Source organism: Shinella zoogloeoides (assembly GCF_003574625.1).
Lineage (GTDB): Bacteria > Pseudomonadota > Alphaproteobacteria > Rhizobiales > Rhizobiaceae > Shinella > Shinella zoogloeoides_A.
Genome location: NZ_QNUJ01000003.1, coordinates 13,655 through 28,594, shown reverse-complemented (window position 1 = coordinate 28,594; position 14,940 = coordinate 13,655). Strand labels below are relative to the sequence as shown.

The window sequence follows — 14,940 nt, the reverse complement described above, 5'->3', positions numbered from 1 at the left end:
AAAGCATGGATCGACGATCATTTCTAACTGGATTGCTCGGATTGGCCGGCGCTGCGGCCCTGGCTTCGGTGGTCAAACCGGAAAGCGTGCAGGCCGGCATCATCAACCCCGGCGACATCGGCTCCGGAAGCGGCATTCTGGACGAGCTGGAAACCTCAGAGCCGGATGTGGTCGATGTCAGCCATCGGCGGGGGCATTGGCCTCGGCACCATCGCCCGCATCGCCATCATCGCCGGAGAGTATGGCGCCGCGTGTGCCGCCGCGTACGTCATCACGGCCGCTGGCACCGTCGTTGCTGGCGGGAGCGCGTCTGGATCTGAACCCAGAGGTTTGGACCAGAGCATTCGATATCCTTCCGAGAGGCTCCGGTATGACCGGAGCCTCTTTCTGTCTCCGGCCGTGCTCAGAGCTTTACGATCGTCTTGCGGGCCAGCAAGCCTTGCGGTGCGAACAGCAGAACCGCGATGACGAGAAGGATGGTGAAGGCGTCGCGGTAGCTCAGCAGGCTTTCCGGCAGGTAGGCCTGCAGGAAGACCTCGATGAAGCCGAGCAGGAAGCCGCCGGCGACGGCGCCCGACAGGCTGCCGAGACCGCCGATGATGGCGGCGATGAAGGCTTTCAGCACCGGCAGGAAGCCCATCAGCGGATCGACGCTGCCGCGCTGGGCGACCCACAGGATGCCAGCGACGCCCGCCAGGAGGCCGGAAATCGCAAAGGCCGTGGCGACGACCGCGTTGGCGCGAATGCCCATCAGGCGCACGATGGCGAAATCCTCGGAGGCGGCGCGCATGGCGCGGCCGAGCACGGTCGTGCGCAGGAAGAGGTTGAGCCCGACCAGCATGATCACCGTCACGAGGATGGAGATTGCCTGGATGACGCCGATATGGAGGCCACCGATCTCGATCGTGCCGGAAAGGCTCATCGGCATCGGCACGGGCTTGGGCCGGGCCGAGATGAAATTCTGGAACAGCACGCGCAGGATGGCGCTGACGGCGAAGCTCGTCAGAAGCAGCGTCGTGCCGCTCGCCCCGCGCACCGGCCGGAAGGCGACGCGTTCCATCAGGAGCACGAGGGCGATGGCGACCGCCAGTGCGACGATGATCGCGAAGCCGAAAGGCAGGCCGAAGATCAGCGCGAAGCAGAGGCCGTAGCCGGCCGCCGTCATCAGTTCCCCATGCGCGAAGTTGATGAGGCCCATGATCGAGAAGACGACGGCAAGGCCAAGCGCCAGCAGCGCATAGGTGCCGCCGAGGCTGAGCGCGTTGACGAGCTGTTGCAGGAACATGTCCATGGATGGTTTTCCTTCTCGCCGGTCACGCGCCCAGATAGGCGCCCTGGATTTCGGTGGAGTTGCGCAGCTCGGTCGCCGGGCCGGACAGCACGATGCGGCCGTTCGCCATGACATAGCCGGCATCGGCGATCTCCAGCGAGAGCGCGACGTTCTGCTCGACGAGGAGGATCGTCAGGCCCCGCTCGCGCAGGCCCGCTATCAGCTCGAATATCTGGTCGACGATCTGCGGCGCAAGGCCGAGCGACGGCTCGTCGAGGAGTAGCAGCTCGGGCGAGGACATCATGGAACGGGCGATGGCCAGCATCTGCTGCTCGCCGCCCGAGAGCGAGCCCGCCTTCTGGTGCAGGCGCTCCTTGAGGATGGGGAAACGCGACAGCATGTCCTCGCGCACCGCGTCGATTTCGCCGCGGCGCTTGTGCATTGCACCGCCGAGGAGGAGATGCTCGTCGACCGTCAGCGTCGGAAAGATACGTCGACCTTCCGGCGTCAGCGTCATGCCCATGCGCACGATCATTTCCGGCGGCAGCGCGGAGATGTCCCGGCCGGCGAAGGTCACCCGGCCGGCCTTCTTGGCGGCGAGGCCGACGAGCGAATTGAGCGTCGAGCTCTTGCCCGCGCCGTTCGCGCCGAGAAGGGTGACGATCTGGCCGCGGTGGACCGTGAGGTCCACGCCCTTCAGCGCCTCGACCGGTCCATAGGCGACCTTGAGGCCGCTGACCTCCAGCAGGGGGGTCTCATCGTGCTTGTCATGCGTCATCGGGCAAATCCTCGCCGCGGCACTTAGCCCCGGCCACACAGCAGGTAGGAACGCCCTCCGGCCGCGCCGGAGGGCGTCGCTTGCAGATTACGGCGCCGGAACGTCCTCGGCGGCCGGGACGCCCTGGCTGACCAGCGAGCGGTTGCCGCCCTCGATGCGCACCAGAGAGACGGAACGCAGCGGCATGCCCTGCGTGCCGGCATAGCTGATCTTGCCGGTAACGCCCTCGACATTCTCCAGCCCGGCGATGGCCTCGCGGATCGCCGTCGGCTCGACGCTGTCGGCCTTGGTGACGGCCGCCTCGATGACCTTGCCGAGATCGTAGCCGTTGGCGATGTAGATGGTGTCCGGGTCCTGGCCGAACTTGGCCTTGTACTTCTCGTTGAAGGCAGCGAGCGGGCTACCCTCGACGGCGAAGCCCGCCGTGGTGAAGACGACGCCGTCGACCAGCGGGCCGAGGCCGAAGGTCGTCGGGGAATCGATGCCGTCGCTGCCGAGGATCGGCGTCGTGACGCCCGCGCCGCGAAGCTGGCGGATGAAGGCCGGGAAATCAGGCTCGTAGGCAGCCGTCATGATGACGTCGGGCGCCGGGTTCAGCGCCTTGATCTTGGTGACCTCGGCGCTGAAATCCTGCTGGCCCATGCTGTAGGTGCCCTCGCCGACCACTTCGCCGCCCTTGCCCTTGAAGCTGGTGGCGAAATATTCCGGCAGCTTCAGCGTATAGGCGGTGTCCGGCGACTTCAGCACATAGGCCGTCTTGAAGCCCTTCTCCTTGGCGTAGTTCGCCAGCACCGCTGCCTGAACGTTGTCGGCCGGATAGTTGCCGAACATGTAGTCGCCAACGGCGAGCGGCATCGTCGGCGTCGTGGCGCAGAAGGAGAAGGCCGGGATCTGCGCGGCCTGCGTGATCTGGCCAGCGGCGATCGACGGGTCGGCATCACAGGGCGTGACGAGGATCTTGATGCCCTCATCGACCAGTTCCTGCGCGACGAGCGCGGTCTGGGCGGCATCCGAGCGGGTATCCTTGGCGACGAGCTTGATCGGGAACTTGCCGGCGATGCCGCCGGCCGCGTTGATCTCGTCGACCGCCATCTGGAGGCCCTTCAGCGAGGGCTGGTCATAGGGCGCAAGACTGCCGGTCTGCGCGGTGGCGAGCCCGACCACGAGGTCTTCGGCAAGTGCCGGAAGGGCGAGCGCGCCGAGCGCGGTGGACAGGAAAAGAACCTTCAATGTCGCTTTCATTCTATGCTCCTCTGGTGGTTATGCGGGCTTGCCGGCGGCATGCGGATCGAAACCCGGCACGTCGGCTTCGATGACGGACTGCGTGCGCGGTGCGGCCGAGCGGCGACGGCCGATATAGGCTTCGATGACGGCCGGGTTCGCCTGGATCTCGGCCGGCGTGCCGACGGCGATCTGCTGGCCCTTGTTGAGCACGACGACGATGTCGCAGAGCCGCATGATGAGCTTGAGGTCGTGCTCCACCACCAGAAGGCCGAGGCGGTGCTTGGTGCGGATGCGGTCGAGCACCGTCATAAGCTCCTGCGTCTCGGCCGGGTTCATGCCGGCGGCAGGCTCGTCGAGCAGCAGGTAGCGTGGTTTCAGCGCCAGCGCGCGGGCAATCTCCAAGCGTCGCTGCGCGCCGTAGGAGAGCGTGCCAGCGAGCTGGCCGGCGACGTCGCCGAGACCGACCTCGGTGAGCGCCGCGCGGGCAAGATCCACCGGATCGCGATCCTTCGCCACCGCGCTTGCGGCGACGGTGACGTTTTCCAGCACGGTAAGGTTCTTGAAGAGGCGGATGTTCTGGAAGGTGCGGGCAAGGCCCGCGACCGGCACCCGATGGACGGGGAGCGAGGCGACGTCCGTCCCGTCGATCATCACCCGCCCCGTCGAGGGCGGCACGACGCCGGAAACGCTGTTGATGAGGGTGGACTTGCCGGCGCCGTTCGGGCCGATCAGACCAGTGACGAGGCCGGGGCGAATGTCGAAATCGGCATTTTCCAGCGCGACGAGGCCGGAGAAGCGCTTACCGACCTTTTCGACGCGCAGCGTGCCGGCTTCGGAGACCGGCGCGGACACCGTCGCCGCCACGGGCTTCGCGCCGCCGGCCACAAGGCGCTTGAGGAACGGAACCTGCTCGTCGAGTTCGCGCACGCCGAGAAGACCGTCCTGCAGGCGGTACATGACGAGGAGGATGGCAAGGCCGATGCCGATATCGGTGAGACCGAAGACCGTCGGCAGCGAGAGGAAGCCGAGATCGACGCCGCCTTCGAGCTTTCGCAGCAGTTCCACGATGACCATGATCACCGCCGTGCCGACGACCGCGCCCGAAACGGTGGTGATGCCGCCGAGGATCAGCATGGCGAGCAGCATGAACGTGAGATTGAAATAGAAGTCCTTCGGCGAGAAGGCGCCGATGAAATGGGCGTAGAGCACGCCCGCCGCGCCGGAAAGGATCGCACCCAGCACCCAGGCGAGGAAGCGGTGGAGCCGCACGTCGACACCGACCGCGATGGAGGCAATCTCGTCCTCGCGGGAGGCGCGCAGCTTCATGCCGGCCGCGCTGTCGCGATAGATGCGGGCGATGGCGACGGCAAGGATCGCGAAGGGCAGCGCGACCCAGAGGTTCACCGCGCGCGGAATACCGAAGAAGGTCTGGCTGCCGCGGGTGAAATCGCTGGAGGCGACAAGCACGACATGGACGATGACGAGGAAGCCGAGCGTGCAGATCGAGGCTGACGAGCCGCCGAGCCTTGCCACCGGAATGCCGATGACGACCGCCACCAGCGCCACGACGACGAGCGCAACGAGCAGCGCAGGCAGGAACGGCGCGCCCCAGCCCATCAGCCATTCCGGCAGGTGCGGCAGCGCCGTCTTCTGTACGATGGGATTGATGGTCAGGAGGCCCGAGGCATAGGCGCCGATCGCCATGAAGCCGACATTGCCGAAGGAGATGATGCCGGAATTGCCGCTGTAGACGCCGATGCCGATGACGGCGACGACATTGATCAGGAACAGCGTCACCAGCCGCTGCCCCGCCCCCGGAAAGAGGCCAGCCGCCACAACGGCGGCGACCACCAGGGGAAGCGCCGTCGCAACGATACCGACGACGGTCCCGCGCCTTATGCGCCCCATCAGCATTCTCCCGATTTATGGCTCCGTTTGCCGGACCCGTTCCCGCAACAAACGTTAATCGAGAAAACGCATATGTCAATCTTGTTTCATTTTTTATTGTCTGCTAGCAAGAATGTAACAAAATTAAAATCGAGCCACGACGCCGATCACGAGGGGGAGGCAGGACAATGGCCATTCGAGATCGCCTGACGGACGGGGAGATCGCCTTCACGCGGGCGGAGCTGAAGATCGTGCGCCAGCTCCTGTCGAACTATCCGGCGGCCGGCCTCGCCACGGTCGCGCATCTCGCCGCCGCCGCCGGCGTCAGCAACCCGACGGTCGTGCGCTTTGCAAGCAAGCTCGGCTACGAGGGCTATCCGGAATTCCAGGCCGCCCTGCTCGGCGAGGTGCAGGAGCGCATGAGCTCGCCGCTCTCCATGCTCGACACGCGCAAGCCCTCGCTGGAGCAGGAGAACTTCTACCAATACTTCCTGCGCGCCAGCATCCATGCGCTGGAATCCTCGATGCAGATGCTGCCCCCCGACGATTTCGAGGCGGCCATCGACGCGGCCGCGGATCTCAATCTGCGCGTCCACTGCCTCGGCGGCCGGTTCAGCGGTTTCCTCGCCGGGCTGCTCTGGGCGCATATGAAGCAGCTTCGCGCCGAGACGCGCTGGATCAACGGCACGCAGGCCGACCAGGTCGACCAGCTCGTCGATCTCGGCAAGCGCGACGTGCTCTTCGTCTACGATTATCGCCGCTACCAGATCGATACGATCCGCTTCGCCCGGCAGGCCGCCAAGCAGGGCGCGAAGATCGTGCTTTTCACCGACCGCTGGGTCTCGCCCATCGCCGAATTCGCCGCCGTCACGCTGATGGCGCCGGTCGACACGGTGTCGCCCTATGACACGATGGTGCCCGCTATCGCGCAGACAGAGGCACTGGTCGCCGCCCTCACCGCGCGCCTCGCCACCCAGTCGCGCGGGCGCATCGAGCGGATGGAGGAGCTGCGCCGCAGCTACGGCATCACCGAGGACGCCTATGGCACGCCCGTCGAGGGCGGCGCCTGAACGATCACGAATTGGAGGACAGACATGACTGCGATTGAAGTGCAATACGGCAAAGACCTGCTGCGGCGCGACAGCGCCTATGAGCCCGGCATGACAGCCCTGCTCTATGTCGACATGCAGCGCATCTGGTGCGAGCCGAACCTCGACCCGACCCATCCGCAGGACGCTGACAGCTACTACCACCGGCGCCTGCGCGAGATGGTCATCCCGAACCAGGTTCGCATTCTCGAAGCGGGCCGCAAGGCCGGCTGCAACGTGCTGCACACCATCATCGAGAGCCTGACACTGGACGGCCGCGACCGCTCGCTCGACCATAAGCTTTCCGACATGCATGTGCCGAAGGGTTCGCCCGAAGGCCAGGTGATCCCGGCGCTCGCGCCCGTCGACAACGAGATCGTGCTGCCGAAGACCTCCTCCGGCGTCTTCAATTCGACCAACATCGACTACGTGCTGCGCAACCTCAACACGCGCTACCTGATCATCGCCGGCGTCATCACCGACCAGTGCGTCGACATGGCCGTGCGCGATGCCGCCGACCGCGGTTATCTGGTGACCGTGGTGGATGACGCCTGCGCCACCTACAGCCAGGAGCGCCACGAAGCCGCGCTGCGCGCCTATTCCGGCTATTGCTGGATCACCGACACCGCCACCGTCGTCAGCCGCCTCGAAGGGCTCGGCCGGGCCTGACCGCTTCAAGAAGGGGAACAGCATGAACGACAGCAGCAACGGCAAGGCGCTCTCCGACCTCACGGAACTGGCGACCTTCGTCACCACGGACATTGCCGGCATCACGCGCGGGCGCAGCTTCGCCGCCACCGAGATCGAAGACTATCTGCGCAAGGGCGTCGGCTGGGTGCCGGCGAACCTGGCGCTGACGCCCTTCGACCTCATCGCCGACCCGAACCCCTGGGGTTCGGCCGGTGACCTTCGCCTCATGGCAGACCCCGCCAGCAAGGCGCGCGTCACCTGCCTGCCGGACGAGACGCCGCTGCATTTCTACCATGCCGACATCACCGACCTGAAGGGCGATCCGTGGGAGTGCTGCGTGCGCGGCTTCCTGAAGAAGACACTCGCCGATTTCGAGAAGGAGGCCGGGCTCAGGGTCGTCAGCGCCGTCGAGCAGGAATTCCAGATCATAGGCGCCGACTGGCCCGCCGCCCCCTCCTTCGGCCTTCGCGCCCAGCGCCGCGCCGAGCCCTTCGGCTCGCTGCTGATGACGGCGCTCAAGGAAGCCGGTGCGGAGCCGGAAATGTTCCTGCCGGAATACGGCAAGGACCAGTTCGAGGTGACCTGCCGCCCTGCCCCGGCGCTCGTCGCCGCCGACCGCGGCGCGACGATCCGCGCCGTCACAAGGGAGGTCGCCGCCCTCTTCGGCTGGCATGCCAGCTTCGCGCCGAAGACCGAAGCCGACGGGGTCGGCAACGGCGTGCACCTGCATGTCAGCTTCACCGACCTCGACGGCAAACCCGTGACCTTCGACGCCGCGCGCCCCGGCCGGCTTTCCAAGGTTGCCGGCTCTTTCGCGGCCGGCGTCATCAAGCACCTGCCGGCGCTCGTCGCCTTCACCGCGCCCTCGGTTCTGTCCTACATGCGCCTCGTGCCGCATCACTGGAGCGCGGCCTATACCTGCCTTGGCGAGAAGAACCGCGAGGCGACGTTGCGCATCTGCCCGACGCTGGACCTGCCCGGCAGCAACCCGGCAAAGCAGTTCAACATGGAATACCGCGCCGCCGACGCCTGTGCGAGCCCGCATCTGTCGCTCGCCGTCGTGCTGCGCGCCGGCCTCGAGGGCATCCGGCAGGGGCTCGAGCAGCCACCGCTGATCAATTCGGACCCGTCCGACTTCCCGCCGGAGGAACAGGAAAGGCTCGGCATCCGCCGCCTGCCGTCGAGCCTTGCCGAAGCGCTCGACACGCTCGCCGCCGACAAGGTGGTGACCGGCTGGTTCCCGAAGGATTTCCTCGACTGCTACTTCGCCATGAAGCGCAAGGAGATCGAGATCGTCGAGGGGCTTTCGCCCGAAGCGCTCTGCGCGCGCTACGCGGCCGTCTATTGAACGGTGGACAGATCATGACATCGACCAAGGTCATCCCCCGGCAGGAGAGCCGATTGCGGCACGATCCCGCCCTGCCGCTGCTCGCCATCGACGAGCCGCCGCCCTATGCCGTGCTCAATCCGGACGGGACCTCGCCCTATCTCCTGCTCTGCGAGCACGCGTCCAACCGCATCCCGCGGGCGCTCGGCGACCTCGGCCTGCCCGAGGCCGAGCGGCGGCGCCATATCGCCTGGGATATCGGCGTCAGCGCATTGTCGCAGCATCTCAGCCGCACGCTGGACGCGCCGCTGTTCATGACCAACTACTCCCGTCTCGTCATCGACTGCAACCGCCCGCTTCACGTGTCCTCGGCGATCCCCGCAGTGAGCGAGACGACGGAGATCCCCGGCAACCGCGACCTGACGGATGCCGAAAGGCAGCAGCGCATCGACACGCTGTTCGCCCCCTACGCCGAGGCCGTCGCGCGCCGGCTGGACCGCATGCAGGCGGCGGGCAAGTATCCCGTCGTCGTCGGCATCCATTCCTTCACGCCGGTCTATTTCGGCAGGCAGCGGCCGTGGCATGCCGGCATCCTCTACGGCAAGGCGACGGATTTAGGCCGGACGCTGATCGACGGATTGCAGACCGATGCCGCACTGACCATCGGCGACAACGAGCCCTACAACATCCATCCCGACGAGGACTACACGGTCCCCGTCCATGCGGACGCCCGCGGTCTTGCCGGCGCGCTCATCGAGGTGCGGCACGACCTGATCGACACGCTCGCCGGTGTCCAGGAGTGGGGCGAACGCCTCACCCGCTGCCTTGCCGGAGCACTGAAGGAGCACGCTGGATGACGAAGGCGCTTTACGATCGCGACGGTGCGGCCATCGGCAGCCTGCAGAAGCTGCGCTTCTTCCCGCTTGCCATCTCGGGCGGCCGAGGCACCCGCCTTGTCGAAGAGAGCGGGCGTGAGCTGATCGACCTTTCCGGCGCCTGGGGGGCGGCGAGCCTCGGCTACGGCCACCCGGCCATCGTCGCCGCGGTTTCCGCCGCAGCCGCCAATCCGGCCGGCGCAAGCATCCTTTCGGCGTCCAACGCACCGGCCGTGACCCTGGCCGAAAGGCTGCTGGCCAGTTTTCCCGGCGCGGGAACGCACAAGGTCTGGTTCGGCCATTCCGGCTCTGATGCCAACGAAGCCGCCTATCGGGCGATCGTGAAGGCAACCGGCCGCAGCGGCGTCATCGCCTTCGCCGGCGCCTATCACGGCTGCACGGTCGGTTCGATGGCCTTTTCCGGCCACAGCGTTCAGGCCGACGCGGCCAAAGCGGACGGGCTGATCCTTCTGCCCTACCCCGATCCCTATCGCCCCTATCGGAACGATCCGACGGGCGATGCCATCCTCACGCTTCTCAAGGAAAAGCTGGCTGCGGTTCCGGCCGGCTCGATCGGTGCGGCCTTTATCGAACCGATCCAGTCGGACGGCGGGCTGATCGTTCCGCCTGACGGCTTTCTGCGCAAGTTCGCCGATATCTGCCGCGCCCATGGCATTCTCGTCGTCTGCGACGAGGTGAAGGTGGGCCTTGCCCGCAGCGGCCGCCTGCACTGCTTCGAGCATGAGGGCTTCGTTCCCGATATCCTGGTGCTGGGCAAAGGGCTTGGCGGCGGGTTGCCGCTCTCGGCGGTCATCGCACCGGCCGAGATCCTCGACTGCGCGAGCGCATTTGCCATGCAGACCTTGCACGGCAACCCGATCTCCGCCGCTGCCGGCCTTGCCGTGCTGGAAACGATCGACCGGGACGACCTCCCCGCTATGGCCGAGCGGAAGGGCAGGCTCCTGCGTGATGGTCTGTCGGAACTCGCAAAACGTCATCCGCTGATCGGCGACATCCGCGGCCGCGGACTTGCCTGCGGCGTGGAACTCGTATGCGACCGGCAGAGCCGCGAACCGGCGAGAGCCGAAACGGCAAAGCTCATCTACCGCGCCTACCAGCTCGGTCTCGTCGTCTATTATGTCGGCATGAACGGCAATGTGCTGGAGTTCACACCGCCCCTGACGATAACGGAAACCGACATCCATAAGGCGCTTGACCTCCTGGACAGGGCTTTCAGTGAACTTTCTGCCGTTTCGAACGAGGAAATCGCGCAGTTCGCTGGCTGGTAAAACGTTCCAACACGGAGTAGCCACGGACAGCCGCCACGAGCAAGGTGGCGGCCCGATATCCGGGATGCTCCGCCCGCTCAGTAGATGTCGAAATCGAAATATTTCGCGACGATGGTCTTGTAGGTGCCGTTCGCGACGATGGCGTCCATCGCGGCGTCGAATTTCTGCTTCAGCGCCTTGTCCTCCTTGCGCAGGCCGACGCCGATCTCGGTCTGGCCCTCGGCAAGGTCGCCGACGAGCTTGCAGCAGCCGTTGCCGTTGGTTTTCATCCAGGCGGCGAGGTAGAACTTGTCGGCGACGATCCCGTCCAGCCGGCCGTTCACGAGGTCCATATCAGCCTCGTCCTGCGACGGGTAGAGCTTCACCGTGGCGCCATGCTTGCCGAACAGTGCTTCGGCCTGCTCGGCCTGCGGCGTGGAGGACTGGGCGCCGATCGTCTTGCCCTCGAAGCTTTCCGGCCTGATGTCCTCTATCCCGCTGTCGGCCTTGGTCATGACGGAGAGCTTGGAGCTGTAGTATTTTTTGGAGAAGTCGATTTCCTTCAGCCGCTCCTCCGTGATCGACATGGAGGCGACGATGGCGTCGAATTTCCTCGCCTTCAGCCCGGGAATGATGCCGTCCCAGTCCTGCGCGAGGATGGTGCATGTCGCCTTCATCTCGGCGCAGAGCGCATTGGCGATATCGACGTCGAGGCCCTGAAGCTTGCCGGCGGAATCGACGAAGTTGAAGGGCGGATAGGCGCCTTCCGTCGCGATGTGGATTTCCTTCCAGTCGGAATCCTGCGCGGCGGCCGGCCCAACGGCCTGAAGGCCGATGGCCAGCGCGGCGCAAACGAGGGCGGCGGTGAGAGTCTTCATTTTCATTCCCCTTTTTTCATTGTGGATTTCCGGCGAGGTGCGCCTCGTTCCTGCCCGTGCCGCCGCTAGCGGCCGTTCGCCGCCCGGCTGCCGGCGATGGCGGCGTCGAGCCATCCCGCGTCCATCTGCGGCACCGCGGAGAGGAGCTGGCGCGTATAGGGATGATCGGGAGCGGACATGACCGAGGCCTTCGGCCCCTGCTGCACGATCCGGCCCCGGTGCATCACCACGACATGATCCGCGATGGCATTCACGGTGGCGATGTCATGGGTGATGAAGAGGTAGGACTTGTTCATCTCCTTCTGGAGCTTGAGGATCAGCTTGAGGATCTGCTCCTGCACCAGCTGGTCGAGCGCCGAGGTGATCTCGTCGCAGATGAACACGTCGGGATCGGCCGCAATCGCCCGGGCGATGGAGACGCGCTGCTTCTGCCCGCCCGAAAGCTCGGAGGGAAAGCTGACGATATGGCGGTCGGACAATTCGACCATGTCGAGCAGCTCGGCGACGCGAAGGTCCCGGGCGCGCCCGCGCAGGCCGAGGTGGAACGCCAGCGGCCGGCCGACGAGGTCGAGCACGGTCTGCCGCGGATTGAGCGAGGTATCGGCCGACTGGTAGATCATCTGGATGCGGCGCAGCTGGTCGCGGCTGCGCTGCTTGAGGGAAGGCGCAAGCGCGGTTCCGTTCAGGCTCACGCTGCCCGCGGTCTGCGGGAGCAGGCCCGCGATGACGCGGGCGAGCGTCGATTTCCCCGAGCCCGATTCCCCGACGACGGCGACGGTCCGGCCGGCCGGCAGCGTGACGGAGATGTCGTCGAGCACCTTGAACGCGCCGTAATGGGCCTCGATGCCGGATATCTCGAGCATCGGCGCGGCGGGCGGCTCCGCCTGCTTTTCCATGGTGCGCACAGCCCAGAGCGAGCGCGTATAGGGCTGCTTCGGCGCCGAGAGCATGGTTTGCGTATCCGCTTCTTCCACCAGTTCGCCATGGCGCAGCACCATGATCCGGTGCGCCATCTGCGCCACGACGGCAAGGTCGTGGGTGATGTAGAGGGCGGCTGTGTGGTGCTCCTCGACGATCCGGCGGATCGAGGCGAGGACCTCCACCTGCGTCGTCACGTCGAGCGCCGTCGTCGGCTCGTCGAAGACGATGAGGTCCGGCCGACAGGTCATCGCCATGGCGGTCATCGCGCGCTGCAGCTGGCCGCCGGAAACCTGGTGCGGGAAGCGCGCGCCGATGCTGTCCGGGTCCGGAAGCTGCATCTGCGCATAGAGGTCCTTCGCATTGCCGATGGCGGCGGCGCGCGAGGTCAGCCCCTCCCGCATCGCGCATTCGATCGTCTGGTCGATCAGCCTGTGCGCCGGGTTGAAGGAGGCGGCCGCGCTTTGCGCCACATAGGCGATCCGGTTGCCGCGAAGCTGCCGGCGGTATTCCTCGCTCTCCTTGAGGAGGTCGCGCCCGTCGAAGACGACGCTGCCGGCAGAAAAGCGGCAGCCGGCCCGCGCGAAGCCGAGGGCGGAGAGCCCGAGCGTCGATTTTCCGGCGCCCGATTCCCCGATGATGCCGAGCACCTCGCCGCGCTTGAGGCTGAGGCTGATGTCGCGGACGATCGGCTGCCATGCCCCGTCGCGCTCGGCCTCTATGGTGAGATTGCGGATATCCAGCAGGGTCTCGCCGCTGCGGCGGCCGTCGGCGGCGGGGCTATTGGTCATTGCGCAGTCCGCTTGCTATGTCGAGGAACCAGTCGACGACGAAATTGATGCTGATCGTCAGCAGGGCGATGGCCGCCGCCGGCAGGAGCGGCGTGATGTCGCCGTAGCTGATGAAGGTCGCGCTTTCCCGGACCATCGTGCCCCAGTCGGCCGAGGGCGGCTGGATGCCGAGGCCAAGGAAGGAAAGCGCCGAGATGGTGAGGAAGACGAAGCAGAAGCGAAGCCCGAATTCGGCGATCAGCATGGGAAGGATGTTCGGCAGGATCTCGCGGACGATGACCCAGGCCGTCCCTTCGCCGCGAAGGCTGGCGACCTCGATGAACTCCATGGCCGCGACATTGCGGGCCGAGGAGCGCGCGAGGCGGAAGATCTGCGTGGCGTTCAGGACGGCGATGATCAGGATGATGCTCGGGATGGACGAGCCGAACAGCGCCAGCAGGATGAGCGCGAAGATGAGCTGCGGAATGGCCATCAGCGTATCGGCAAGGCCGGACAGGAGATGATCGAGCCAGGCCGGCGATATGGCAGACAGGATGCCGAGCGTCCCGCCGAGCAGGAAGGCGATGGCGGTGGTGACGAAGGCGATGCCGACGGAGTTGCGCGCGCCGTAGATGAGGCGGCTCAGCACGTCGCGGCCGAGCTGGTCGGTGCCGAGCGGAAACGCCAGGCTCCAGACCGAAAAGGGCTCGTTCGACACGACGTCCGCCTCGCCATAGGGCGCAAGCAGCGGCGCGAAGATCGCAAGGACGGCATAGAGCAGGATGACGGCAAGGCCGAGCCAGGTGGTCCAGGACGCCTTCTTCAGCCCGGCGCGCAGCCATTCCATGCGGGAGCGCCGGTAGCGGACGATGCGGACGGGCGGGGATGTTTGGCTTGTCTGCATCGGGTCCCTCATCGCGGATGCGCCAGCCGGGGATTGGTCGCGATCGCGATGATGTCGGCCAGGAGATTGAGCAGGATGTAGGAGGCCGCGAAGATCAGGGCGCAGCCCTGCACCACGGGGATGTCGCGCGTGCGCACGGCATCGACCATCGCCTGGCCTATGCCGGGATAGACGAAGACGACCTCGACCACGACGACGCCGACGATGAGATAGGCGAGGTTGAACGCCACGACCGCCGCGATCGGCGCCCAGGCGTTGGGCAGCGCGTGCCGCAGCACGATACGCCACGGCGGAACGCCCTTGAGCTTCGCCATCTCGATATAGGGATGGGCGAGCAGGCCGATGATGGCGGCCCGCGTCATGCGCATCATGTGGGCGATGATGCCGAAGCTGAGCGTGAGGACCGGCAGCGCGATGCGTTGGAATATCTCGACCGCGCCCATGTCGGGCGTGATGCGGGCGAGCGAGTAGAAGACGGGGATCTTGACGGCCAGAAGCAGCATCAGGACATAGGCGACGAAGAATTCCGGAAAGGAGATGCTGGCAAGCGTCGCCGCGTTGAGCGCCTTGTCCAGCCAGCTGTTGCGCCGGATGGCCGCGACGATGCCGAGCGTCAGCGCGATGGGTACGGCGAAGAGTGCGGTGATGCCGGCAAGGAACAGGGTGTTTTCCAGGCGTGGGCCGATGATGCCCGTCACGGTGCGCGGCGTTCCGCTTCCCGAGGAGAACGACAGGCCGAGATCGCCGGTGACCGCCCCGCCGATCCAGGTCGCGTAGCGCTGGATGGCCGGCTGGTCGAGCCCCAGCTCCTTCTGGAAATTCGCGACCGTTTCCGGTGTCGCGGCGCGCCCGAGCGTCGTCTTCGCGAAATCGCCGGGCAGGACGGCGATGGCGGCGAAAATGATGAGCGACACGACGAACAGCGTCACGAAACCCGAGCCAAGCCGGGCGAGGATCGTTCTGAACAGTGGGTTTGACAGGATGCCTGGATGCAATGGACGACCTTCCGGTGAAGCTGCGCGTCACCGCCCCCGAAAGGGCGGCGACCGACGATGGTCAGGGC

General features: G+C 66.1%; 14 protein-coding genes. 6 read left to right on the top strand and 8 right to left on the bottom strand.

What is annotated here, in order from left to right:
* The first annotated feature begins 5 nt into the window (after nucleotides 1-5).
* Nucleotides 6-320: a twin-arginine translocation signal domain-containing protein gene (locus DSD28_RS06175; protein WP_119255507.1), complete on the top strand. Its 315-nt coding sequence runs from the start codon at nucleotides 6-8 to the stop codon at nucleotides 318-320.
* Between the two features lie 83 nt (nucleotides 321-403).
* On the opposite strand, the gene DSD28_RS06170 is transcribed toward DSD28_RS06175, so the two are convergent.
* The 4 genes from DSD28_RS06170 to DSD28_RS06155 form a co-directional block, all read right to left on the bottom strand.
* Nucleotides 404-1,291, bottom strand: coding sequence for a branched-chain amino acid ABC transporter permease (locus DSD28_RS06170; protein ID WP_205536178.1), 888 nt, complete (start codon nucleotides 1,289-1,291; stop codon nucleotides 404-406).
* A 22-nt stretch (nucleotides 1,292-1,313) separates the two neighbouring features.
* Complete coding sequence (locus DSD28_RS06165) at nucleotides 1,314-2,048, bottom strand: ABC transporter ATP-binding protein (protein WP_119255506.1); 735 nt, start codon at nucleotides 2,046-2,048, stop codon at nucleotides 1,314-1,316.
* Between the two features lie 87 nt (nucleotides 2,049-2,135).
* Nucleotides 2,136-3,290 (bottom strand): ABC transporter substrate-binding protein, encoded by a 1,155-nt coding sequence (locus tag DSD28_RS06160; protein ID WP_119255505.1) that lies wholly within the window; start codon nucleotides 3,288-3,290, stop codon nucleotides 2,136-2,138.
* Between the two features lie 18 nt (nucleotides 3,291-3,308).
* Complete coding sequence (locus DSD28_RS06155) at nucleotides 3,309-5,180, bottom strand: branched-chain amino acid ABC transporter ATP-binding protein/permease (RefSeq protein WP_119255504.1); 1,872 nt, start codon at nucleotides 5,178-5,180, stop codon at nucleotides 3,309-3,311.
* 167 nt (nucleotides 5,181-5,347) lie between these two features.
* On the opposite strand from DSD28_RS06155, the gene DSD28_RS06150 reads away from it, so the two are divergent.
* From DSD28_RS06150 to DSD28_RS06130, 5 genes are read left to right on the top strand one after another with little or no spacing between them, the layout of a single operon-like run.
* Nucleotides 5,348-6,229, top strand: a complete 882-nt coding sequence (locus tag DSD28_RS06150; RefSeq protein WP_119255503.1) for a MurR/RpiR family transcriptional regulator — start codon at nucleotides 5,348-5,350, stop codon at nucleotides 6,227-6,229.
* Between the two features lie 24 nt (nucleotides 6,230-6,253).
* Nucleotides 6,254-6,916, top strand: coding sequence for an isochorismatase family cysteine hydrolase (locus tag DSD28_RS06145; RefSeq protein ID WP_205536177.1), 663 nt, complete (start codon nucleotides 6,254-6,256; stop codon nucleotides 6,914-6,916).
* 22 nt (nucleotides 6,917-6,938) lie between these two features.
* On the top strand, nucleotides 6,939-8,285 hold the full coding sequence (locus tag DSD28_RS06140) for a glutamine synthetase family protein (protein WP_119255502.1): 1,347 nt from the start codon (nucleotides 6,939-6,941) through the stop codon (nucleotides 8,283-8,285).
* A 14-nt stretch (nucleotides 8,286-8,299) separates the two neighbouring features.
* Nucleotides 8,300-9,121 carry an N-formylglutamate amidohydrolase gene (locus tag DSD28_RS06135; protein WP_119255501.1) on the top strand — a complete coding sequence of 274 codons (822 nt, stop codon included), beginning with the start codon at nucleotides 8,300-8,302 and terminating at the stop codon, nucleotides 9,119-9,121.
* Complete coding sequence (locus tag DSD28_RS06130) at nucleotides 9,118-10,428, top strand: aspartate aminotransferase family protein (RefSeq protein WP_119255500.1); 1,311 nt, start codon at nucleotides 9,118-9,120, stop codon at nucleotides 10,426-10,428. The genes DSD28_RS06135 and DSD28_RS06130 overlap by 4 nt, the downstream gene beginning before the upstream one ends.
* Before the next feature lie 77 nt (nucleotides 10,429-10,505).
* Here the strand turns inward: DSD28_RS06130 and DSD28_RS06125 are convergent, their stop codons facing one another.
* From DSD28_RS06125 to DSD28_RS06110, 4 genes are read right to left on the bottom strand one after another with little or no spacing between them, the layout of a single operon-like run.
* A complete protein-coding gene (locus DSD28_RS06125; protein ID WP_432430843.1) occupies nucleotides 10,506-11,291 on the bottom strand; it encodes a transporter substrate-binding domain-containing protein in 786 nt (261 codons plus the stop codon).
* Nucleotides 11,292-11,350: 59 nt separating this feature from the next.
* Entirely contained in the window at nucleotides 11,351-12,994 is a 1,644-nt protein-coding gene (locus DSD28_RS06120; RefSeq protein ID WP_119255499.1) for an ABC transporter ATP-binding protein, read from the bottom strand.
* Nucleotides 12,984-13,877 carry an ABC transporter permease gene (locus DSD28_RS06115; protein ID WP_245424767.1) on the bottom strand — a complete coding sequence of 298 codons (894 nt, stop codon included), beginning with the start codon at nucleotides 13,875-13,877 and terminating at the stop codon, nucleotides 12,984-12,986. Before DSD28_RS06115 ends, DSD28_RS06120 begins: the two co-directional genes overlap by 11 nt.
* 8 nt (nucleotides 13,878-13,885) lie before the next feature.
* On the bottom strand, nucleotides 13,886-14,857 hold the full coding sequence (locus DSD28_RS06110; protein WP_205536188.1) for an ABC transporter permease: 972 nt from the start codon (nucleotides 14,855-14,857) through the stop codon (nucleotides 13,886-13,888).
* Between the last annotated feature and the right edge of the window lie 83 nt (nucleotides 14,858-14,940).

What these genes read in the sequence shown, in the direction of transcription:
- DSD28_RS06175 (WP_119255507.1), top strand. Translation starts at nt 6, where the DNA reads ATGGATCGACGATCATTTCTAACTGGATTGCTCGGATTGGCCGGCGCT.
- DSD28_RS06170 (WP_205536178.1), bottom strand. Translation starts at nt 1,291, where the DNA reads ATGGACATGTTCCTGCAACAGCTCGTCAACGCGCTCAGCCTCGGCGGC.
- DSD28_RS06165 (WP_119255506.1), bottom strand. Translation starts at nt 2,048, where the DNA reads ATGACGCATGACAAGCACGATGAGACCCCCCTGCTGGAGGTCAGCGGC.
- DSD28_RS06160 (WP_119255505.1), bottom strand. Translation starts at nt 3,290, where the DNA reads ATGAAAGCGACATTGAAGGTTCTTTTCCTGTCCACCGCGCTCGGCGCG.
- DSD28_RS06155 (WP_119255504.1), bottom strand. Translation starts at nt 5,180, where the DNA reads ATGGGGCGCATAAGGCGCGGGACCGTCGTCGGTATCGTTGCGACGGCG.
- DSD28_RS06150 (WP_119255503.1), top strand. Translation starts at nt 5,348, where the DNA reads ATGGCCATTCGAGATCGCCTGACGGACGGGGAGATCGCCTTCACGCGG.
- DSD28_RS06145 (WP_205536177.1), top strand. Translation starts at nt 6,254, where the DNA reads ATGACTGCGATTGAAGTGCAATACGGCAAAGACCTGCTGCGGCGCGAC.
- DSD28_RS06140 (WP_119255502.1), top strand. Translation starts at nt 6,939, where the DNA reads ATGAACGACAGCAGCAACGGCAAGGCGCTCTCCGACCTCACGGAACTG.
- DSD28_RS06135 (WP_119255501.1), top strand. Translation starts at nt 8,300, where the DNA reads ATGACATCGACCAAGGTCATCCCCCGGCAGGAGAGCCGATTGCGGCAC.
- DSD28_RS06130 (WP_119255500.1), top strand. Translation starts at nt 9,118, where the DNA reads ATGACGAAGGCGCTTTACGATCGCGACGGTGCGGCCATCGGCAGCCTG.
- DSD28_RS06125 (WP_432430843.1), bottom strand. Translation starts at nt 11,291, where the DNA reads ATGAAAATGAAGACTCTCACCGCCGCCCTCGTTTGCGCCGCGCTGGCC.
- DSD28_RS06120 (WP_119255499.1), bottom strand. Translation starts at nt 12,994, where the DNA reads ATGACCAATAGCCCCGCCGCCGACGGCCGCCGCAGCGGCGAGACCCTG.
- DSD28_RS06115 (WP_245424767.1), bottom strand. Translation starts at nt 13,877, where the DNA reads ATGCAGACAAGCCAAACATCCCCGCCCGTCCGCATCGTCCGCTACCGG.